Genomic DNA, 23,167 nt, shown 5'->3' with positions numbered 1-23,167 from the left:
ATCACTGTTACCTTACGGAAGAAGCCCCGTGGTGCTACACTTATAACTGTAATGAATAATATTTATATTAGGGGGTTTCACAATGAAAAATAGAATACTACTTTCACTTGCTTTTGTTCTCATGATCGTCCTTGCAGCATGTGGTGGGGGAAATGACGAAGCAGCAGAAGAGAGCTCAAATTCTGACGGAAATGAAAGCGGTTCAAGTAAAACGATCGAGTTTATGCATTTATGGCCGGAAGGAAGTTCAAAGCAACATTACGAAATTGTTAATAACATTATTGATGAATTTGAAAGTGACCATCCAGATATAACAGTAGATGTGGAGATTCTAGGAAATGAACAATATAAAGAAAAATTAAAAGTTTTATCTACTTCTAATGAATTACCTGACGTAGGTATGACTTGGGCAGCAGGGTTCTTGGATCCTTATGTAAGCGGTAATATGTTTGCCTCACTTGATGATCTATTGGAAGGACCATTGAATGACAAATTTGTTGCCGGGACAGCTGAAGCATATGCAATTGACGATGTAACATATGGATTACCTTTAGAGTTAAATATTACACCTTTATATTACAACCAGAGAATTTTTGATGAAAATGGTGTAGAAGTACCAGAAACTTTTGATGAATTAAAAGAAGCAATTCAGACACTGGCAGACAACGGTGTAACTCCAGTTGCATTAGGTAACAAAGACCGTTGGACTGGTTCTATGTGGTATATGTATTTAGCTGACCGTATTGGCGGCCCTGAAGTACTTAATAGTGCCATTGACAGAACCGGAAGCTTTGAAGATCCAGCTCTTATCCAAGCTGCAGAAGAAATTCAAGATCTTGTTGATATGAATGCATTTGTTAACGGGTTTAACGGTTTAGGTAATGATGAAGCGAAAGGTTATTTTATTAATGAACAGGCAGCAATGTATTTAATGGCTACTTGGGATCTGCCTGAATGGACAACAAACGAAGACAATCCACAGGAATTTAGAGATGCAGTTCAGTATACAAAATTCCCAACTGTAGAAGGTGGAGAAGGGGATATCAACAGTTATGTAGGTGGACCTGGTGTTGGCTTATTCGTAGCAGAAAATTCTGATGTAAAAGAAGAGGCAAAAGAATTTGTTACCTTCTTTGTAGAGAAATGGGGCGAACGCTCCGTTACTGATGCTGGTGTAATTCCAGCAACTGTAGTAGATACAGAAGGTTTAGATTTACCACAAATGTATATTGATATCCTAAATGACTTAAACGAAGCGTCTAACTTAACGTTATACGCAGACGTTCAAATGAGCGCTGGTGTAGCGGATGTACACTTAGACAGTATTCAGGCATTATTCGGTGGAGCAATTACACCTGAAGAATTTGTAAAACAGCAAGAAGATGCGTTAGCCGCTGAGGAATAAAAACAAATGGAGAAAAGGGCATATTTAACGCTGAAATATGCCCTTTTTCTAACTTTACCTCTGATAGAATTTGAAATAAATACATGGATAGAATGGTGAATTCATGCATGTTTTAACCTAGACATAAAGGAGCAATAACCATGAACAAAGTGATGTCAAACAAAGCAGTCATTGCTTTATATGTGCTGCCTGCGTTCATATTAATTGTGGCATTAATCTATGGACCAATTCTGATAACTGGTTACTATGGGTTAATGGACTGGAATGGTATCGGTGCCATGACATTTATTGGTTTAGAAAACTATACACAATTAATTCAAGATGCACAATTCTGGCAAAGTGCGAAACATTCATTTTTATTAGCATTTTTCTCTACATTAAGCCTAGTGCCTTATTTAGCTATATCATTAATTCTGGCAGGAAAAATAAAAGGATCTGATTTGTTAAGAAAGATTTATTTAATCCCAATGCTCTTATCCTCTGTTGCCATTGCACAATTATGGGTGAAGATTTATGACCCAAACAATGGGATGCTAAACAGCTTATTAACAATTTTGGGAGTGGAAAATCCACCAGCATGGCTAGCAGATCCCAACTTAGTTTTATATGCAATTTTTGTTGCAATTCTTTGGCAGTATGCAGGCTTTTATATCATTATTTATTATGCTGCTCTGAAAGGAATTCCAGAATCACTCGTTGAGGCAGCAAAGATTGATGGAGCGAATCCTCTACAAATTGCTTATAAAATTAAGGTGCCATTAATTTCAGGTGTCATTAAAGTAACCATCGTTTTAGCAATTGTTGGTTCATTAAAATACTTTGATCTTATTTATGTCATGACTGGTGGAGGCCCGAATGGCGCTAGTGAAGTTATCGCCTCCTACATGTACAAAAAAGCGTTCGATACTTTTGACTTTGGCTATGGTAGTGCTATTGCCTTTTTCTTACTATTAATCACGCTGGTTGTTACATGGATCATACGTAAATTAACGGCATCTAAAGATGAAATTCAATATTAACGGAGGGAAGGAAGAGAAATGGCACAGACTCAACATACAGCAGGCAAAGAGAACAACATATTAGTCAAAATTGGCATGGCTATACTATATATTGGTTTAATCATTGTCGCTGTCTTTCAAATATATCCACTGGTTTGGTTATTTAAGTTTTCACTGAAAAGTAATGCGGAAGTTTTCGGTCTTTCTCCGTTTGCATTACCACAGGAACCAAGATGGGAAAACTATATAAGAGTATGGACGGAAGGTAATATCAACATGTACTTTTTTAACAGTGTATGGATTACAGCTGTATCGGTATTACTAACCATTCTATTGGCAAGTTTTGTAACCTTTGCGATCACAAGAATGAACTGGAAACTGAATAAGCTGGTATTAGGACTATTTATGGTAGGATTAATGGTTCCTATCCATTCAGCTATTATACCGTTGTTCGCCTTTTTCTTGGATTTAAATTTAATTGACCATCCGTTATCGATTATTCTGTCATATACAGCATTTAACTTACCTTTAACGATCATGATTTTATTAGGCTTCTATTACACATTACCACGTGAAATTGAAGAGGCAGCAGTAGTGGACGGTTGTTCCATTCACCGAATTTTTTTCCAGATTACGTTGCCGATGACGACACCCGTTTTGGCGACTACTGCTATCATTAATATGATTTACAATTGGAATGAATTTATTTTTGTCAATACCTTTATTAGTTCGGATAAATTTAAAACATTAACGGTTGGTATCCAGAACTTTATCGGCCAGTATTTGACAGATTGGGGGGCAATTGGTGCGACATTAATGATTAGTATTATTCCGATACTAATTGCATTCTTAATCTTGAGTAATCGTATTGTAGAAGGTATTGCTGCAGGCTCTGTTAAAGGATGATCAAGCAAACAAGCAAAAAATGTCGTTTTTACGGCATTTTTTTGCAATTATTTTAAAAAGTTGGTGATACTACTCCATGATGACTTAATACAAGGAGGTTTTCGGATTGAAAACAGTAAGAGATATTATGGAGCAGAATGTATCGTTTTGTAAACCAGATGATTCACTAGCAGAAGCAGCAGAATTAATGAAACAACGAAATGTAGGAGCCATTCCTGTTTGTGGTGATAATAAGGAATTACTAGGAATGGTAACAGACCGTGATATGGTTATCAGAGGCTATGCTGAAAACAAAGATGGTTCTGCAAAAGTACAAGAAGTGATGAGTGAACATCTATATTATGTGTCTCCAGATATTACCCTTCAAGAAGCAAGCCGTGAAATGGCTGAGCATCAAATTCGTCGTCTTCCTGTCGTAGTAAATGGGCAATTAGCAGGTATCGTATCTCTTGGAGACTTATCATTAGATGAGATGTCAGATGAGGCAGCTGGACAAGCATTAGAGGACATTTCAGAACATACAGAATTACAATAACTTAAATGAGATCGGTCATAAACGACCGGTCTTTTTTTATTTGTGAACAAGTGAAAATGAGGTCTAGCTTAGGATGTAATTCCTATGTCTCTATAAAAAACAATTGACCAAACGAAATGGTCAATTGTTTTCTGCTATTTGCTCTTTTTTTGCTGCCACCTTTTTGAAAGTATGATAGCATGTCCCCATAATAATATAACCAACTATACTTGCGCCAAAGAAGAATAAGGAGCCCGGTAGCAGCCACATCACATAAAGGACAGCGGCAGATCCAACAACCATGGAGATATTGTGGAGTGGATGGATCAGCATGATCAAAAATGCATTTTTCCAAACATCGGTAAATCGCAGTTCAAAGTGAACATAAGTAGGAAGGACATATAGTAATGTTAAGGATATAGCTAGCATAAAAATATATAATGGTATTTTTACAATCTCGTAAAAACCCTCCTGATTAATAGCAATAAATTGAAGATTAATATAGAATAGCAAACCGATTAGATAAAAACACAACCCGAATAGGTTACTTTTAAAAAATTCTTTTCTATAGGTATTCCAAAAGGTTGAAAAAACCGGTGTTTCGGTATTTCCCATAATCCATTGTCTTATCACGGTGAACATTGCAATAGTAGCAGGGAAAATACCAAAAAAAACGAGACCAAGCAGTGTGAATCCTATCCATAAAACGTTTACATAAGCGAATCTAGTAATCCATTCTGTTGCTGCGAATAATGAGTTACGCATAATTTCTCTCCTAGCATCATAGTATAAGTACATTTTAACATATTGCCATTATGTTAAAAATAAAAAATCATTGACTGTGAAGCGATTTCAATCGTAGTATAGTAAAAACATGTATAAGCTTAGGAATAGGGCATAAGCGTTTCTACTTAGCGACCGTAAATCGCTAAACTATGTGTAGGGTAACTCCTCCATATAGCATGTAAAATGATAGAGAGGAGAATCAATGATGAGTAGAGAACTACTGAGAAAAGTAGCGTTAGGAGAAGCACACGCTGATCTTGTGATTCAAAATGGGACATTAGTGAATGTATTAACAAGGGAAATGCAGCCAAATGTTGATGTGGCAATAAAAGGAGAACGCATTGCATCAATAGGAATGCTGGATCATTTAATCGGACCAGAAACAAAAGTAGTAGATGCTACAGGAAAGTATCTGGCACCAGGCTTAATGGATGGACATATGCATGTTGAAAGCACAATGCTATCTGTAACTGAATTTGCTAAAGCTGCCTTGAAAAAAGGGACTACGGCTATATTTATGGACCCGCATGAAATTGCGAATGTATTAGGTACAGAAGGTGTTAAATTGATGCATGAAGAAGGACAAAACCTACCTTTGAAGGTGTTTACAACTTTTCCTTCCTGTGTTCCCGCCACTAATGATCTTGAAGATGCAGGTGCTACTTTAAATGAGCAAGATATTGAAGAGGGATTAAAATGGGACGGTGTTATCGGTTTAGGTGAAGTAATGAACTTTCCGGGCGTCGTCTATAATGATGATAAGATGATCAATGAAATAGAAGCAACCATTGCAGCTGGCAAGGTTGTAACGGGTCATTTTCCAGACGGATCAAACGGTATGCTTCAGGCATATATTGCCTCTGGTGTTGATTCCTGTCATGAGACTGTTGCCAAAGAGCAGGCATTGGAAAAAGCTCGGTTAGGCATGCATGTGATGATTCGAGAAGGATCTGCTTGGCAGGATGTGAAGGAAGTCATTAAAATAATTACAGAAGACGGAATCGATTCCTCTAATGTATCGCTAGTTACGGATGATATTTATCCAGAGACATTAGTAGAAAAGGGTCAGCTCAATCATGTTGTTCGTCGTGCAATAGAAGAAGGGGTTGATCCAATTGTAGCTATCCAAATGGCTACCATTAATGTCGCACGTTATTATCAAATAGATAAACAATTCGGAAGTATTTCCCCGGGGAAAATAGCCGACATTATTTTGCTTGATGATTTGTCAAAGGTAGAGGCATCTACGGTCGTCACGAATGGTGAAGTGGTCGTTGCCAATCAGGAGCTCGTAAAAGAAATGCCTCGATATGAATACCCTGATCATGTCAAGGACACAGTAAAGTTACACCGAGAATTAAAGCCTGATGATTTTACTATCGCTACAGAGCAACAAGATAAAGTAGCGATTAATGGGATTAGCATTATTGAAAATAGCGCTCGAACAGCCAAAATGACCTCAACTTTACCTATAAAAGATAATCGAATCCAAATAGACTTGGAACAGGATATTATCCAACTAGCATGTATTGAACGTCATAAAGGTACTGGTCAGATTTCGCTGGGGTTTGCCCAAGGCTTTGGGCTGAAAGCTGGTGCCGTTGCCTCCACAGTAGCCCATGATAGTCACAATTTATTAGTAATGGGTGTCAATCAGGAGGATATGGCAATCGCAGCTAATAAACTAGCCAAATCTGGTGGTGGTATGATTGTCGTGGAAGATGGCGAAGTACTGGCACATGTTCCGATGCCAATCGCAGGCTTGATGTCTGATCAGCCAATAGAAACGGTAGTCAAACAAGTAAGAGCATTAGAAAAAGCATGGCAACAATTAGGTTGTACAATTCATGCTCCATTCATGACTTTTTCCCTGATTGCTTTACCAGTAATTCCGGAAGTTAGAATCTCCAACCGTGGATTAGTAGATGTTACGAAATTTGAGCTAATCGATGTGGTGATGGAATAAATAAAAAGTAGCGAGCAATATAACAGCTCGCTACTTTATTCGTATATGAAAACAATATATGTGATAATCAACAAATCTATCTATCACACAAGAAGATTTGTTTAATAAAACGAGATAATCAACAAATCTATCCAGCACGCTCGAAGATTTGTTTGATAAATGGAGATAATCAACAAATCTCCATGTTTATCTCAAAGATTTGTATAAAAACTATTCATAACAAACCTTATAGGCAATCAAAGTGTCTTTTAGGTATTATTACCCTTTCACAGACCCCATCATACCAGCAACAAAATGTCTTTGCATAAGGAAGAACACTAAGGCTGTTGGGAGCGTTGCAATAACGATCGCTGTCATGATTACTCCATAGTCAGGTGTGTACCCTGCTCCAAGGTTGGAGATTAACAATGGTATCGTTTGCTTATTCGGAGATTGAAGCACAACTAATGGCCAAAGATAGTTATTCCAGCTGTTCATAAATGCGATAATCGCTGCCGCCGCATACGTTGTTTTCATTGTCGGCATATAAATCCGGAAAAAGATACCCCATTCACTTAAACCATCAATTCTTCCAGCCTCTACCAACTCTCTCGCAAACATTTTCGTATTCTGCCTGAAAAAGAAGATGAAAAAGGCGGTAATAATAGTTGGTAAGAAGGCTGCTGCTAACGTATCCAAACCAATAAGTGGTGCATCATCAGAGATTCGTCCGAATAAGCGGTATAACGGAATCATAATCGCAGCGAACGGAATCATCATCGACAAAATCAATATATTAAAGACGATATCTTTACCTTTTGATCGGTAAATTTCAAAACCATAACCAGCTAAAGAACCGATTAAGAGCGTCAGTACGGTGGTAATAATCGCAATGACAAAAGAGTTCCACAATGCAATACCTATTTGCGTCTGATCAAGAAGGTTGTTTATGTTCTCGATCAAATGAGTACCAGGAATCAAGCGTCCCTGTGTTACATCAACGGATTTGTTTGTCATACTTACTAACATCCATAAGAAAGGAAAAATGGACACTAGTGCTGCAACACTTAAAAATAGATAAATAAACACTCGTTTTAATTTTTTCAATCTCGATCACCTGCCACTCTGAATTGAATAAAGGATAAAATGACAACTAAAATCAAAATAACGTAAGATACGGTAGCTGCATATCCAAAGTCTGGTGTATATTCAAATGATAAGTTGTAAATATACATGGAAATCGTCATAGTGGCGTTACCAGGTCCACCACTTGTAATATTCATTACTTCATCGAACAATTGCAAAGTACCAATGGTTGATACAATGGAAGTAAATAAAATAATCGGCTTTAATAACGGAATGGTTATATAGAAAAACTGTTGTATCGCTGAAGCGCCATCAATTCTTGCAGCTTCATACATCGATTTGTCTACGTTCTGGAGAGCCGATAAATAGAAAATCATATTATAACCGGTCCATCTCCATGTGATGGCGATAATGATCGTAATTTTGGCTAAGACTGGGTCAGAAAGCCAATTGAGTGGTTGTGAAATCAAATTCATACTTAGCAGAAATTCATTGACTAAACCATCACCACTAAATAAATATTTGAAAATAACGGCATAGGCTACAAGAGAAGTTACAGCTGGTAAAAAGATAGCAGTACGGAAGAAGCCTCTGAATTTTAATGTAGGATCATTTAATAATACGGAAAATATCAGTGCTAGTACAATCATCACGGGTACTTGCACAAGCAGATAAAGTACTGTATTAGATAATGCAGTAATAAAAGTCGGGTCATTAAATAATCTTACATAGTTATCAAAACCAATGTACTCGAGATTTGAACCCATCCCTGTTTGTAAAGATAATAAAAAGGCTTGAACCATAGGATAGAAATAGAAAAGAGAAATGCCTAGTACAGATAGAATGATAAAAAGCCAACCAATATAATTTTTTCTTAACCGTTGTTTTAGTGTTTTTTGATATGTTAGATTAGAAGTTTGACTCACCATAATCCCTCCTCAATTAATGAGACTTTTCAAGCTAGCTTTTCATAAGAAAAGAAAGCAAAGCCCTGGGGGTTAGGGTTTACTCAAAAAGAGCGCTCTCCCAAGGGCTTTGTATGTTTATTTAAATTGGTTTTCCGCTTGTACTTGCGCATCTGCTAGTACATCATCTATGCTTTTACCATTCAAGTATTGTTGTATTTCTGCTGATAAGATGTCTTCAATTCCATACGTGTTCATACCATAGTCAACTTGAGGTATTTCTTCCATCCATTGAGAGAAATCATATACTACTTGTTGATTATTAAAGAATTCATTCTCAAATTGGTAGGCATCACCTTCAGATGCTGGAATGTAGGTACCAATCGCTCCGACTTGTTCAACTAAGTCTTGATAAAATTCAACATTAGAGCCAAACGTTTCACCTAAGAATTCAGCGGCTTCTTCTTTTCCATCAATATTTAGCACATAAAATGAACTACCACCTTGGTTGGATGCATTTACTGCACCTTCCATATCTAAACGAGGTATTGGTGCTACACGCCAAAGCCCTGCTTGTGATTCTTCTGCTTCAACACTAGGAGCAATCCAGTTACCAGCAGGAACTGATGCAACATCGCCGCTGTTAAATGCAGCCAAGTATTGACTCCAGTCAGAGTTTAATTTAACAAGATCATTATCCATTAATTCTTTATAGTTTTCTAAAGCCATTTGTAATGGTTCATTTCCTTCTAATTGAATAGTACCGTCTTCTTCTGTGTACCAAGCACCGGTTGTTTGCATCATCACGCGAAGAATACCTAAATCATTAGGATCAAGTGAAAGCATTGCTTGACCTGTTTGTTCTTTTACATCTTTGGCGATGTCAATATATTCACGCCATGTTATATCAACTAAATCATCATGTGTGTATCCCGCTTCTTCTAAATAGTCAGTGCGATAAAAGAAACCAGTTACTCCAGTGTCAAATGGAAGGCCGTATTGCTCTCCTTCAAAACTGGTTGGTGCTAACTTATAATCTGCAAAATCTTCTGTATTAAAATAATCACCAATTGGATAGAAAGCATCTGGATAAGATTGCAAAAAGCTTTGTGCACGTTGGTCTTCGATTAGGACAATGTTTGGCATACCAGTCATTGTTCCTGAACTTAAGCCAGTATTAAGTCGTTGTACAATATCGTCTTGTGCATTTTCAATAATCTCCATATCGAAATCTTCATTATCATAATGTTCTACAGCAAGCTCTAAAGCTGCGATATTAAAATGCGGATCCCACGCCCATGCTGTAATTCCATCAGCATTTCCTTCCGTTGTTTCTTCACCGTCATCTTCGCCACCAGAACATGCAGCTAATACCATGGTTGTTAAAAGCGCTATCATTAACAACCAAAATTTTGTGGATAGTTTTTCTCTCATTTTATATACCCCCCTAAAAGTATGGTAAGTGGTGAAATCGCTTTCAACACTGTAATATAAGTTTACCAAAAAAAGACTAAAGACCTCTTGGACGATCTTTAGTAAAAAATAAAACTATTTTTAGAATCAGGTTATGGATCATAACTTTTTTTTGATCTTGTAATATTTTTAGGTGTCGATGCTAAGACTCGATAACAGGGAGCTTTAATTTGACTTTTGTACCTTTTGACAGCTCACTCTCGATTTCTACACCATATTTTTTTCCGTACAATAGTTGGATTCTTTCGTGAACATTTTTAACACCAATTCCACTGAATAGCTGTCTTTTTTCTTTTGCTTTAATTATTTTATTTTCTAGTCGTTCTCCTACCATTCCATCACCGTTATCAATCACTTCACAGATGAGATAGTCATCCTTTTGAGCAATTAGTATTTGAATGAAACCCGTTTTTCTCTTTGTGAATCCGTGAAAAAAAGCATTTTCGATAAAGGGCTGAATAACCAGCTTCGGCAAATAAAGCTGTAGGCAGTCAGGTGCGACCAAATAATTAACCTGAATGCTATCACCATACCTTGCTTGATTAATCTGTACATAGTGTTTAAGGTTTTCTAATTCTTGTTCAACTGTTATCGTTTCGTCAATATTACTTAAGGAATTTTGCAGTAATCCAATAAACGAATCAATCGTTTCTGATGCTTTTTCTTTTTTCTCCTGCCGAATCATAAATTTAATGGAAGCTAATGTATTATAGATAAAATGTGGGTTGATTTGGTGTTGCAATGTTTCTAATTCTGCTTTTCTTTGCTTTTCTTGTGTCTTCATCAAAATTTGCACGTAATCCTGCAGTTCATTCAACATATAATTAAATGCTTTGGCAATTTTTCTTGTTTCATATCCTCCTGTTTCTTTCAATGGCTTATTAAATTGATATCTTGCCATGTCGGAAATTTGGTGAACAAGCTTACTGATGGATACGGTCATCTTTCGTAATATCAAGAAAGCGATGAGAACAGCTAAACTGACAACAGCGATACTGATTAGCACTATTTGATTGGTATCAATGAGGCTGTCAGCGATGATCTCCCGGTTGATTAAATTTACAAGGTAGACGTCAAGACTGGATATATATTCGGAAAGGAAGATATAGTTTTGTCCAAATAGATGAACATTCTTATATTCTACGTTCTCATCCTCGAAACTTTCTGCGTAGTTTAATAATTCAGGAGATGTTTCTCCGACCATTTCCTCTTGATTGCTGGAAATAATTTGACCATTTGGTGTGACTAACAACACGTTATTACCTGCCGTCGTATAACTTTCATAAAATTTCTTTAAATCTTTTTCAGCCAGTGAAAAAAATAAGTAGCCATATATATAGTCTGATTGCAGTCTCAATGCCTTCGAAGCAATGATCATCGGTACGCCATTGGTGACCTCTGACTCTTCAAATTGATAGACGATATCCTTAGGACTTTCTTCCACACGTTCGATCATTTCATGATTAGCTAATTTTTCTCCGTCGACTGGCCACTTGACATAATTCATATTAAAGATATCTTGATTATTGCTCAAAATAATCATCGTCGCATCTTTAGGGTCAATTTCCGCATATATCCCTTCCATTTCATTCGTTAAATGATAATAAAAATGCGATTGTTCAATAGCATTTTCATGCTCTTCCTGCAGTAATTGCTTGATTGTACCATTTGTATCGACCTCTAAAGAGATGGACACAACGGAATCTGTGAACGAGTTAAATCGATCTGTAATTTGATTGAGGATTTTTGAGTTAGTGATACTAAACGTTTCGATAAATAAATTACTAGACATCCGTATACTGCTATAAGTAATGGACAACGACACGATGATGATGCTGATTACCATTACTAAGAAGATCTTAATAAAAAGGTTATTAGCTTGAATGATTCGGAGTAACTTCTTCATTAGATCTGCCTCAATTCGTCGGTTTGTTTTTCTTGCGATAGGTACTAGGTGACATAGTTGTCAGCTTTTTAAATACTTTTGTAAAATAGCTTGGATCGGAATAACCGACAGCTTCACTAATAGCGGAGATAGACATATTTGTTTCCTCTAACATTTTTCGCGCATTTTTAATACGAACATGATTCAAATATTCACTGAATCCTTCCTGATGATGCTTGCTAAAATAACTAGATAAATAGGAGGGATTAAAATGGAAATGATCAGCTAACTTACCCAATGTTAAATGGGTGTTATAGTGCTCCTCCATATAATCTAATAATAACTGGATATTGGAAGTTGTATCGGCATTAGCTGGAAGTAGCATTTTTTCTACTTTCGCTAAAAATGTATCAAATATTGAAACCGCCTCACGTACATCAAAGGCTTCATTGATTGCAGAAAAATAATGATACTTTTCTGCTTCAAGCTCTTCGATATCATATTTCATATTACCAAGTAGCACAACGATATTAAAAATAATATTTTCAAGCCATGATTTAAATTCGAACACATCTGTTTCATACTGATTGGAAAGTACGCCTATATGTTCATTCAGATAGATGAAAGCTTCCTGAAATTGCCTTCGTTTAAATAAATAGATCATATGATTCAAGTCAAACTCTGCCTTTTTATCGGGTGCTTGTGGTAAGGTATCATAGAAAAGAACAGTACGATCCGGTAAATAAAAATGGAACTGTTGCATAGTTAAATGATTGGTTTCATATATCATTTTAAGTTGTTCAATAGAATGAAAAGGTGTACTAAAGATCCACTTGATCTTAGAAGTATTTGTTTGTTTATCGCATTCATATACAGCTTCCTTTAAAGTGGACAGCTCATTTGAATGGAGATTCGTTAAAAGTAAAATACTTTGATCTCGTATTGGGATTTCATGACATTTTATATGGGATATATGTTTTTGTAATCGATTTTTTATTTCATTGGTCGTTAAATTGACTTTTTCCTTTTTACTCCAATATGCCTCAATTAAAACAAATGTATTATTGGTGAGTTGTTGACGTGCGAAATTCATTTCACGTATCGATTGGTAACCTTCTATTATTTTTTTGCATACTTCTGTTAAGGATGCATTGTTTCCGTTTGCATTTTCTGTCTTATTCTGTTTGATGGTGACACGATTTAATGTTTGTAACAATTCCTGTGTATGTAATTTGGGTTTCAGAATATAGTCGGCTACCCCGTTTTGAAACGTCTGTCTCACGTAATCAAAATCTTCAAAGCTGCTTAATACAATCACTTCTGTGTCAGGATACTTTTCTTTCACATTTTTTACTAGTTCTATCCCATCCATACCTGGCATCACGATATCGGTAATGATGATGTGGGGATGGTGTAATTCCATCAGTTGGAGAGCCTCCTCACCATTTGACGCTTCGCCAATAATTTTGTAGCCTTCGCTTTCCCATTCAATATAGTTAATAATTCCTTGTCTTATCAGCATTTCATCGTCTACAATCAGCACTTTATAAAAATCTTTCATTAACGTTAAAGTCCTCCTTTTGTAAGGATTTTTGAAGCTTAACACGATTTACTTAACTAATATGTTGTTTCTATCATATCAAACAATCAGCTATTGTTCGATGACCAAAGATAGGAAGAGAGCATTTTGCTTTTATCGAAATAGTTGATCAGTAGATTTGTTTCTTCAGTTTTTTCGCTATACGTCAGGCTAATTCGCAAGAAATTTCCACTGATGTGCAGCTGCTATTTACTAGAACAGATAAGGTAGGTGGCAGATGAGCGAAATCTTTTCCTTCTTTATGAAAAGTACGTATAATAAATATGTGAAAACGCAAACAAATAAGAGGAAGGCGACATCGGTATGGCAAAAGTAGTAATTACTGGCGGAAGTGGCTTATTGGGTCCATCAGTTATTCAAGAATTTGTAGATCATGGTTATCAAGTAGTAAATGTCGATCAAAAGTATCCGGATGATCCGAAGTGTAAGACGATTATTACCGATTTAACCAATCTTGGGGAAGTATATGGGGTGCTAGAAGGTGCAGACGCTGTGGTACACTTAGCAGCAATACCGGTAGCATATTCCCATCCGAACGAGGTAACATTTCAAAATAATGTGATGTCAACCTATCATATTTTAGAAGCAGCTGGTACATTAGGAATCAAAAAGGCAGTGATTACGTCTAGTGAATCATCCTATGGGCTTGTGTTCAGTAAGCAAAATGCCCAACCTTTATACGTACCTGTTGATGAAGAGCATCCACAGATGCCAGAAGATAGTTATGGTTTATCCAAAATCGTCAATGAAAAAACGGCTGACATGATTCATCAGCGTACAGGTATGCAAGTTGTATCGATGCGGGTTGGGAATGTCATTGCTCCACACATGTATGAGAATTTCCCATCGTTTATACATAAACCAGTATTGCGTACATCGATTTTATGGAGCTACATTGATGCACGTGATGTCGCTACAGCCTATCGATTGGCGGTCGAAAAAGATGGACTGGGTACAGTAGCATTAAATCTTGCTGCGGATAATACTAGTATGGATATAACAAGTAAAGAATTGCTGGCAACTTGTTTTCCGGATGTCACCGATTTTCGCGAGCCAATTGAAGGATATCAAACTTTACTAAGTAATAAAAAGGCAAAAGAGGTATTAGAGTGGCAGCCTGTTCACAATTGGCGTCATTATGTAAAAACAAATAATTAATAAGAGGAGAGATACTATGCAATATCGACAATTTGGTAAAACAGATATGAGAATTAGTGAGTTAAGCTTTGGTACTTGGGCAATAGGTGGCGCATGGGGGCAGACAAATGACCAAGAGGCATTAAATGGGCTGGCGCGTGCCATGGATGCTGGGGTAAATTTTTTTGATACGGCTGATGTCTATGGTGATGGCCATAGTGAGGAGTTACTTGCGAAAGCAACAAAAGGAAAAGAAGATAAAATATATATCGCAACAAAATTTTGTCGTGCCGGAGACATTCATGATCCTGCTACCTACTCTGAAGTATCCGTCACTAATTATGTGGAAAACAGTTTAAGAAGACTACAACGCGAACAGTTAGATTTAATTCAAATTCATTGTCCGCCAATTGAAATTATTCGGGATGGAGCGGTATTTGAGGTATTAGATAAATTGCAGCAACAAGGTAAAATTCGTCACTATGGTGTTAGTGTGGAGACTGTTGAAGAAGGACTTCTTGCCATGGAAAACCCCAACGTAGCAGCTTTACAAGTGATCTTTAATATTTTTCGACAGAAACCAATCACAGAATTATTTCCGGTAGCGCAAGAGAAAAATGTTGGTATTTTGGCAAGGGTACCATTAGCAAGTGGATTATTAACAGGTAAATTTTCTGCTAATCATCAGTTCGAAGCAGATGACCACCGGAAATTTAATCAAAATGGGGAAGCATTTAATGTAGGTGAGACTTTTGCTGGTTTGCCTTTTGCTAAAGGGGTAGCGTTAAGTAAGCAATTGGAATGGATAGCGGAAGGAAGAGGCAATATGACAAGAGCAGCACTACAATGGATTTTAAGCCATGAAGCCGTTTCTTCGGTAATCCCTGGTTTTAAAACGGTAAAACAGGTCGAAGATAACCTGGCAGCAATTAGTGTTCCGGCATTTTCAGAAAAAGAGTTAGAAAAGCTAAGAAGCTTTTATGAAAATGAAGTGCATGATCATATTCGTGGTCCATATTAATACACAAAGGGTGTCTTTCTAAGGTCTATCACCAATGTGTTTGATAGGATGGAGGGGGAAGATTGGCTGATATCGCTTCAGTTATTTTATTGACGATCGTATTGGTAATTTTGATTATTCCAGGGATACTGATGATTCTATGGTTTCTAAAGGATAGAACCCAAAAAAGACATGCTGTTCTACGAAATTATCCTTTAATAGGAAGAGTCCGTTATTTTCTGGAGAATATCGGTCCGGAATTAAGACAGTATCTATTCACAGAAGATGATACAGGTAAACCTTTTTCAAGAAAGGATTATTTAAATATCGTAATGCCGGCAAAGTATAAAAACAGATTAGAAGGGTTTGGTTCCAAACGAGATTTTGATCAACCAGGCTATTATATTAAAAACACCATGTTTCCAAAATTGAAAGAAGAACTTTCTATCGAACATGAACCAAAAGTAGATACAAAAGTATATCACGTTGATAAGGAAACCCTCTTTTTCAGAAAAGAACATCGAGTGAAACAGAAAGTATCTCCTTATTTACTACAAAAGGAGCATAGAATAGTTATTGGTCCTGAAACGGAAAATCCTTTTCATGTTCAAGGATTAATTGGTATGGCTGGAATGAGTTATGGTGCACTTGGTGAAAGAGCGATAACGGCACTCTCGATCGGATTAGGTCGAGCAGGTGGCACATGGATGAATACGGGAGAAGGCGGATTATCTGCTTATCATTTAAAAGGTAATGTAGATCTTATCATGCAAATTGGCCCAGGTTTATATGGTGTCCGTACCCCAGAGGGAGAAATGTCCTGGGAAGAGTTGAAAAAGAAAGCTTCCATTGACCAGATAAAAGCCTTTGAATTGAAACTTGCTCAAGGTGCGAAGACACGTGGAGGACATCTTGAAGCAGAGAAAGTAACAGAGGAAGTAGCGCGAGACAGAGGAATTGCAGCTTTTCAATCAAATGATAGTCCAAATCGATTTTATCAATTCTCAGATGTGTATGGTTTGCTAGATTTTGTCGAACAAATACGCGAGATTGCCGAAAAGCCGGTCGGTATCAAAATAGTGGTAGGCCAAGAAAATGATGTGTACCAATTAGCTAAAGCAATCAAAGAAACAGGGAAGAAACCGGATTTTATCTCCGTTGATGGTGGGGAGGGTGGAACCGGTGCTACGTATCAAGAGTTAACAGATAGTGTTGGGCTGCCAATTAAATCTGCCATTCCGATATTGCACAACGCATTGGTGCAGGAAGGTGTTCGTGAACAAGTAAAAATTATTGCATCAGGAAAACTGTTCACTCCGGATCGGATTGCATTTGCTTTAGCACTCGGAGCGGATTTAGTACAGGTTGCTAGAGCGTTTATGATTACCACGGGCTGTATAATGGCACAAGTATGTCATACCAATCATTGCCCTGTAGGTGTAGCAACAACAGATCCAAAACTGCAAAGAGGTTTGGATATTGAAGAGAAATCTTATCGAGTGACTAATTATGTCATATCGATTAGAGAAGGGCTATATAATATAGCTGCCGCCGCCGGCTTGGAATCCCCGACACAATTAAAAGAGAAACATGTTGCATATAAAGATCTTTATGATGTAGTTTACGACAATCATTTAATGACGAATAATTAATATGGTATACTTATTAAAGTATATTAAGAAAGTTGGGGAAAAAGATGCAACGTGGAAGTTTTCAATGGATGAAATCATTAAATAAATCAATTATTTTAAATAAAATCCGTACAGCAGGTTCGATTTCGCGTGCGCAAATCGCTAAAGAAACACAGTTAACGCCACCAACTGTAGGTAGTATTGTAAGAGAATTGTTAGAACAAGGGCTAATAAAAGAAAGTCAACTCGGTATTTCGCAAGGTGGAAGAAAGCCAACAATGTTAGTGCTTAATACAAAGGGGTTTCATATTATCGGAATTGATGCGGGTCCTGCTGATGTTCGCTTTATTATTTCAGATCTTTCTGGGGCAATAGTAGATGAAATCGAGCAAGAGATTACACAGCAGCTACATAAAGATAGCTTTTTAAACATGCTTACGACTGGTGTGGAACAATTAATCATCAAGCATCCATCGTTACAATTTATCGGCATTGGTGTGGCGATGCATGGTGTAGTGGATGCTGAACAAGGTTTATCGATATTTGCGCCTAACCTTAACTTGCGTAATATACCGATTAAAGCTCATTTAGAGAAGACATTTGATATGGATGTAAAAGTAGAAAATGATGCGAAAACATTAGCTTTAGGTGAAGCATGGTTTGAAAATAAGATGGCTAATAAAAGTATGATTGCAGTGAACGTAGGACGAGGTATTGGTGCTGGTCTTGTTATTGATGGCAAATTATATAGTGGCGAGCATGGCATCGCTGGTGAAATTGGCCACATGACCGTAGATTTGCACGGTAAAAAATGTTCATGCGGAAATGAAGGATGCTTACAAACTGTTGCTTCTGGACCTGCCATTGCAGAGAGAGCAATCGAATTATTAGAGCAAGGTAATCCTAGCAGTCTATCGGAGAATGATGAAACACTAACAGCGGAAGCAGTACATCAAGCAGCCTTAGCAGGAGATTCGTTAGCAAAAGAGGTATTAAAGGAAGCAGGAACTTATTTAGGTATTGCACTCACCAATTTAATTCATGTATGCAACCCTAGTACCATTATGATTGGTGGTGGTGTTTCAAAAGCGGAGTCCTTTATTCTAGATCCTATTATTGAAACGATTCAGACAAGGACAATCTCGGAGCGTGCACAAGAAACACCTGTCTATTTATCTAATCTAGGAGAATATGGCTCTTCACTTGGGGCAGTGGCATTAATTTTGAGTGATTTGTTTGATCCAGTAATAGAATAGTCATGTAATAAGTATTAAGAATAGGTATTTTCGATTAGATGTTTTTACTATATAATGGCAGATAGAAAGAACTTTATAAGTAGAAAGTTGTGATAAAGTGTCTGAGAAAAAAAGATTTACTTTTTCCGTTTCTGAAAATCCTCTACCATTATATATTGAGAGTATTGGCTATAATCCGTATGAATTGGATTTCGATCGGCCGGAAGGTTACCCTTATTATCACTGGTTACAAACAGTGAAGGGAGAAGGAATAATCGAATTAGCAAATCAATCTTTTTCCTTACCACCAGGGAAAGCAATCATGCTGACTCCGTATACACCACATAAATATTATTCTGATCACGAAGCAAGAGATCATTGGGAAACATACTATATCACCTTTACAGGGGCAGCAATAGACCCGATTTTAAATGCGTTAGATATGAATTATTCTGCGTTCTATGAGGAAAATGAAAATATTTCCTTTAAGAGACATATGGAAAAAATTATAGAGAAGTTAGAAGAATTTCAGGATCCGCATCATTTAGCACATGAAATTTCTGCAGATCTATATCAATTTCTCATGCGTCTGAAAAAATATGGTCAAATGAATAATAAGCTATCTGTCTTACAATCTTTTGAAAAAATAAGAGGTATTGTGGAATGGTTGGAACAAGTTTATCCGCAAGATATTGGGCTATTAGAAATGTCTGAAAAAGCACAGGTAAGCTCTCAACATTTAAACACGATGTTTCATGATACATTCGGAATAAGTCCGTATTCCTTCCTTGTACAGTTACGGATTCGGGAAGCAAAGCGTATCCTGATAACTACACCAGATTTATCTTTAAAGGAGATTGCCAGACAAGTAGGCTTCAATGGTGTAAGCCACTTTGTTACAACATTTAAAAAACGTGAAGGTATTACACCGAGTACGTATCGAAACCTGCACCAATAACGCAGGTTTATTTTTTTGGTAGAAGGTGCGGTTTGATAGGGGGGAATTTCATTATTTGAAAGTAATCTAGAATAATTTGATATATAAATCATTGTGAAATCGCTTTATAATTAAAATTGAGAAAGATAATTAAATTAATTTATTAAGGAGGTCTTTTAGTTGTTTAAAAAGAAAAATGTATGGTCTTTGTTATTAATGGTATTCTTCATTCTTATATTAGTAGCTTGTGCTCCCGAACGTGAAGGTGCAGAGGAAGCTAATGAGAATAGTGAAGGTGCAGGGGAAACAGGTGCTACTGAAGAGGCACAAGAAGCAGATAAGCCAGAAGAACTAGTTGTATGGATTAACGATGAAGATATTGCGGAAGATATTTCAGTGGAATTGTTTGATAAGTATACGGAAGAAACAGGGATTGAAATCTCTTACCGAAGAGTTCCAATGCCTGATCAGGTAGATGAATTAGCTTTAGCTGGTCCTACTGGTGACGGCCCGGATTTATACTTCCAACCTCAGGATCGATTAGGGGATGTTATTGCGCAAGGTTTAGCATTACCTATTGATTACTCTGAAGAAGAAGAAAATAGTTTTACACAAGTAGCAATTGACGCTTTTACGTATGATGGCGAGATTTATGGTGCACCAGTAGCAGTAGAAACATATTTTGCTTATTACAACAAAAATCTTGTTGATAGTGTACCAGAAACAATTGACGAAGTGTTGGAGATGTCAAGAGAAGTAACAGATGCTAGCAACGACCAATATGGTTTCCTAGTGTCACCGGAATTTTATTACTTGTACACCTTTATCAATGCTTACGGTGGTTATGTATTTGGTGAAGAAGATGGTGTATATGATCCAAGTGATATCGGATTAGATAATGAGGGTGCAATTGAAGGGTTAAGCAAATATCAAGAATTTATTAACGAAGGTTTAATGCCAAAAACATTAACTGTAGACGTATTAGATGGTCTTTTCTCTGAAGGAAAAGTTGGTATGGTATTTAGTGGTCCTTGGAATATGCCAATCTATAAAGAAGCACTTGGCGATGATGTCGCTACTGCACCGTTACCAGCAATGAACGGTGAGATAGCTCCATCCTTTATCGGGGTGAAATCATGGTTAGTATCATACTATAGTGATCATCCTGAATGGGCGGAAGACCTAGCGAAGTTTATGACGAATGATGAGAACTCTCAGCTTTACTATGATGTAACAGGTGAATTACCACCGAGACCAGAAATTCTTGATGCAGTAGATGATCCAATGTATGCAGGATATACAGAACAAGTACCACATGGTACACCAATGCCTAATATTCCTCAAATGGCACAAGTTTGGGATATGGATATTGCGATTGAATTGATTAATAATGGTGCAGATGTAGAAGAAGCAGTAACGGAAACGGTTCAAAATATTAAAGATAATATTGAAGTTTCTGGTGCGTCTTCAGGTGAATAGACTTGATAGAGTGGAAAAGTTTAGCTTTTCCACTCTCCATTTAGTACTTATTTTTAGAAAGAGGTGGTTTTTATGCCCCAACATCAAGAACATAAGCAACTAACTAAAGATCAAAAAAAGTTGAATCCAAATGTAGCAATGGTACTTTCCATTATACTTGCAGGTTTAGGGCAAATATATAACAAGCGCTATATGAAGGGAATTTCTTTTATTATATTGGAAATTGCCTTTATCCTAGCGACTTTTGATTTCCTTTGGTTAGGGCTGTGGGGAATTATTACATTAGGAACGATTCCTGGTGTCGATCATTCAATTTATTTACTCGTTTACGGGATTGTTTCATTAATTTTAATCGCCTTTGCCGTAACGTTATACGTTTTTAACGTGTTGGATGCGAGAAAGCAAGCTAAATTACTAAACAATGGATGGCAGCCGCCATCGTTTAAACAGGCTATCAAAAATGGATATGATAAAGCTTTTCCATATATCATGACTGCACCTGGTTTAGTATTATTAATTTTTACAGTTGTCTTTCCACTTCTATTTGCAATTGCTTTAGCATTTACTAATTACGATCTTTATAATTCTCCACCTCGAAATTTGGTAGAGTGGATTGGCTTAAATAATTTCAAAGATTTAGTAACCGTACCGATTTGGCAAAATACATTTATCAGTGTATTTAGTTGGACCATCATATGGACAGTAGTAGCTACTTCTTTTCAAATAGTTGTCGGCTTGATCTTAGCAGTTTTAGTAAATGATAAACGCGTGAAATTTAAAAGGACGATACGTACAATCTTGATTTTACCATGGGCTGTACCAGGTTTTGTGTCTATTTTAATTTTTGCTGCAATGTTTAATGATGAATTTGGTGCAATTAACCGTGACATTATCATACCGTTATTTGGTGGAAGTGGATTGCCGTGGTTAACAGATCCTACTTATACCAAGATTGTTTTGATCATGATCCAGACATGGCTAGGGTACCCGTTCGTATTCGCATTGTTTTCTGGAGTACTTCAAAGTATCTCCTCTGAATGGTATGAAGCAGCAGATGTAGATGGTGCAACACGTTGGCAGAAATTTAGAAATATTACTTTGCCGCACGTATTATTTGCTACTGCACCATTGTTAATTATTCAGTATACAACGAATTTTAATAACTTCAATATTATTTATCTCTTTAATGAGGGTGGACCAGCTGTCCAAGGACAAAATGCAGGTGGTACCGACATTTTAATCTCATGGGTATATAAGTTAACTTTTGATACAAGCAATTACAGCATGGCTGCCGCGATTTCGTTAATCATCGGTTTAATTGTGTCGATATTCGCCTTTTTCCAATTCAGACGAACAAGTGCATTTAAAGAGGAGGGGAACATCTAATGAGTCCAAAGTTAAAGTCAGCACTAGAGTTAACAGGTATATATGCGATTTTTGCGTTTATGACAGTAATTATCCTCTATCCAATTGTTTGGGCTATAGGAATGTCATTAAACCCTGGACAAAGTCTCTACTCCTCGTCCATTATCCCGGAAAATTGGTCCTTAGAACACTATAAGTGGTTGTTTACAGATCCGAGAAGTAATTATTTAACATGGTATAAGAACAGTATGATCGTTTCAGGCTGTGCTGCTTTATTCTCAGTCATTATCACATCCATTGTAGCATTTACATTTTCTAGATATAAATTCGTTGGGAGAACATCTGCATTATACACCTTTCTTATATTGCAAATGTTCCCTGTAATGATGGCGATGGTCGCTTTATATATTTTCTTACACTTAGTAGGATTACTTGATTCACTATCAGGCTTAATCTTGATTTATGTCGGAAGTCAAATTCCTTTTAATGCTTGGCTAGTAAAAGGCTATTTAGACACGATTCCAAGAGAATTAGATGAAGCAGCTCGGATTGACGGAGCTGGTCACTTTACGGTGTTTTGGCGGATTGTACTCCCGCTTGCAAAACCGATTCTTGCCGTGGTGGCATTATTCAATTTCATGACTCCTTTATTTGATTTTATTTTACCGTCAATCGTATTGAACAGTCCGGAGAATTACACGATTGCATTAGGTTTATTTAATTTTATTAATGATCAGTTTTCTAATAACTTTACCAGATTTACGGCTGGTGCTATTTTGATTGCAATACCAGTAGCGATTGTATATTTATTCTTACAACGTTACCTAATATCAGGCTTAACAGCAGGTGGAACAAAAGGTTAATGATCAAGTATGGGGGA

At 36.8% G+C, this 23,167-nt stretch carries 19 protein-coding genes and 1 riboswitch; of the genes, 13 read left to right on the top strand and 6 right to left on the bottom strand.

The annotated features are described in order from the left end of the window. Positions 1-82: 82 nt before the first annotated feature. The 4 genes from ACTNEP_RS07500 to ACTNEP_RS07485 all read left to right on the top strand — a co-directional run bounded on the left by ACTNEP_RS07500 (position 83) and on the right by ACTNEP_RS07485 (position 3,844). Positions 83-1,405: an extracellular solute-binding protein gene (locus ACTNEP_RS07500; RefSeq protein ID WP_441161192.1), complete on the top strand. Its 1,323-nt coding sequence runs from the start codon at positions 83-85 to the stop codon at positions 1,403-1,405. A 140-nt stretch (positions 1,406-1,545) separates the two neighbouring features. Continuing rightward, the gene (locus ACTNEP_RS07495; protein WP_441161190.1) at positions 1,546-2,424 is read left to right on the top strand and encodes a carbohydrate ABC transporter permease; all 879 of its coding nucleotides are present in this window, start codon (positions 1,546-1,548) and stop codon (positions 2,422-2,424) included. Positions 2,425-2,499: 75 nt separating this feature from the next. After that, positions 2,500-3,309, top strand: coding sequence for a carbohydrate ABC transporter permease (locus ACTNEP_RS07490; RefSeq protein WP_441161495.1), 810 nt, complete (start codon positions 2,500-2,502; stop codon positions 3,307-3,309). Between the two features lie 106 nt (positions 3,310-3,415). Beyond that, complete coding sequence (locus ACTNEP_RS07485; protein WP_441161189.1) at positions 3,416-3,844, top strand: CBS domain-containing protein; 429 nt, start codon at positions 3,416-3,418, stop codon at positions 3,842-3,844. A 120-nt stretch (positions 3,845-3,964) separates the two neighbouring features. On the opposite strand, the gene ACTNEP_RS07480 is transcribed toward ACTNEP_RS07485, so the two are convergent. Then, the gene (locus ACTNEP_RS07480) at positions 3,965-4,588 is read right to left on the bottom strand and encodes a YesL family protein (RefSeq protein WP_441161188.1); all 624 of its coding nucleotides are present in this window, start codon (positions 4,586-4,588) and stop codon (positions 3,965-3,967) included. 89 nt (positions 4,589-4,677) lie between these two features. Next, positions 4,678-4,779: riboswitch (purine riboswitch) on the top strand. A gap of 35 nt (positions 4,780-4,814) precedes the next feature. Between ACTNEP_RS07480 and ade the strand changes: the two genes are divergently transcribed. Continuing rightward, complete coding sequence (gene ade / locus ACTNEP_RS07475) at positions 4,815-6,575, top strand: adenine deaminase (RefSeq protein ID WP_441161187.1); 1,761 nt, start codon at positions 4,815-4,817, stop codon at positions 6,573-6,575. A gap of 258 nt (positions 6,576-6,833) precedes the next feature. Here ade and ACTNEP_RS07470 read toward each other — a convergent pair whose 3' ends face one another. The 5 genes from ACTNEP_RS07470 to ACTNEP_RS07450 form a co-directional block, all read right to left on the bottom strand. Further along, positions 6,834-7,661 (bottom strand): carbohydrate ABC transporter permease, encoded by an 828-nt coding sequence (locus ACTNEP_RS07470; RefSeq protein WP_441161186.1) that lies wholly within the window; start codon positions 7,659-7,661, stop codon positions 6,834-6,836. Next, positions 7,658-8,569 carry a carbohydrate ABC transporter permease gene (locus ACTNEP_RS07465; protein WP_441161185.1) on the bottom strand — a complete coding sequence of 304 codons (912 nt, stop codon included), beginning with the start codon at positions 8,567-8,569 and terminating at the stop codon, positions 7,658-7,660. The genes ACTNEP_RS07470 and ACTNEP_RS07465 overlap by 4 nt, the downstream gene beginning before the upstream one ends. Positions 8,570-8,683: 114 nt before the next feature. Continuing rightward, positions 8,684-9,979, bottom strand: a complete 1,296-nt coding sequence (locus ACTNEP_RS07460; protein WP_441161184.1) for an ABC transporter substrate-binding protein — start codon at positions 9,977-9,979, stop codon at positions 8,684-8,686. Between the two features lie 181 nt (positions 9,980-10,160). After that, positions 10,161-11,924, bottom strand: coding sequence for a cache domain-containing sensor histidine kinase (locus ACTNEP_RS07455; protein WP_441161183.1), 1,764 nt, complete (start codon positions 11,922-11,924; stop codon positions 10,161-10,163). Between the two features lie 10 nt (positions 11,925-11,934). Next, positions 11,935-13,464 (bottom strand): response regulator transcription factor, encoded by a 1,530-nt coding sequence (locus ACTNEP_RS07450; RefSeq protein ID WP_441161182.1) that lies wholly within the window; start codon positions 13,462-13,464, stop codon positions 11,935-11,937. A gap of 342 nt (positions 13,465-13,806) precedes the next feature. Here ACTNEP_RS07450 and ACTNEP_RS07445 point away from each other — a divergent pair, with 342 nt between their 5' ends. The 8 genes from ACTNEP_RS07445 (at position 13,807) to ACTNEP_RS07410 (ending at position 23,150) form a co-directional block, all read left to right on the top strand. Further along, positions 13,807-14,661, top strand: coding sequence for an NAD-dependent epimerase/dehydratase family protein (locus ACTNEP_RS07445; RefSeq protein WP_441161181.1), 855 nt, complete (start codon positions 13,807-13,809; stop codon positions 14,659-14,661). Between the two features lie 16 nt (positions 14,662-14,677). After that, on the top strand, positions 14,678-15,661 hold the full coding sequence (locus tag ACTNEP_RS07440) for an aldo/keto reductase (protein ID WP_441161180.1): 984 nt from the start codon (positions 14,678-14,680) through the stop codon (positions 15,659-15,661). A gap of 62 nt (positions 15,662-15,723) precedes the next feature. After that, on the top strand, positions 15,724-17,292 hold the full coding sequence (locus ACTNEP_RS07435; RefSeq protein WP_441161179.1) for an FMN-binding glutamate synthase family protein: 1,569 nt from the start codon (positions 15,724-15,726) through the stop codon (positions 17,290-17,292). A 44-nt stretch (positions 17,293-17,336) separates the two neighbouring features. Further along, positions 17,337-18,527 (top strand): ROK family transcriptional regulator, encoded by a 1,191-nt coding sequence (locus ACTNEP_RS07430; RefSeq protein ID WP_441161178.1) that lies wholly within the window; start codon positions 17,337-17,339, stop codon positions 18,525-18,527. 97 nt (positions 18,528-18,624) lie between these two features. Then, positions 18,625-19,464: an AraC family transcriptional regulator gene (locus ACTNEP_RS07425; RefSeq protein ID WP_441161177.1), complete on the top strand. Its 840-nt coding sequence runs from the start codon at positions 18,625-18,627 to the stop codon at positions 19,462-19,464. A gap of 159 nt (positions 19,465-19,623) precedes the next feature. Next, positions 19,624-20,922 (top strand): sugar ABC transporter substrate-binding protein, encoded by a 1,299-nt coding sequence (locus tag ACTNEP_RS07420; protein ID WP_441161176.1) that lies wholly within the window; start codon positions 19,624-19,626, stop codon positions 20,920-20,922. A 72-nt stretch (positions 20,923-20,994) separates the two neighbouring features. Further along, the gene (locus tag ACTNEP_RS07415) at positions 20,995-22,308 is read left to right on the top strand and encodes an ABC transporter permease subunit (protein WP_441161175.1); all 1,314 of its coding nucleotides are present in this window, start codon (positions 20,995-20,997) and stop codon (positions 22,306-22,308) included. Beyond that, complete coding sequence (locus ACTNEP_RS07410; RefSeq protein ID WP_441161174.1) at positions 22,308-23,150, top strand: sugar ABC transporter permease; 843 nt, start codon at positions 22,308-22,310, stop codon at positions 23,148-23,150. Before ACTNEP_RS07415 ends, ACTNEP_RS07410 begins: the two co-directional genes overlap by 1 nt. Positions 23,151-23,167 lie beyond the last annotated feature (17 nt).

Source organism: Gracilibacillus sp. HCP3S3_G5_2 (genome assembly GCF_052063305.1).
Taxonomy (GTDB): Bacteria; Bacillota; Bacilli; order Bacillales; family Amphibacillaceae; genus Gracilibacillus.
The sequence above is the reverse complement of the archived record's forward strand: the minus strand, read 5'-3'. Positions and strand labels throughout refer to the sequence as shown.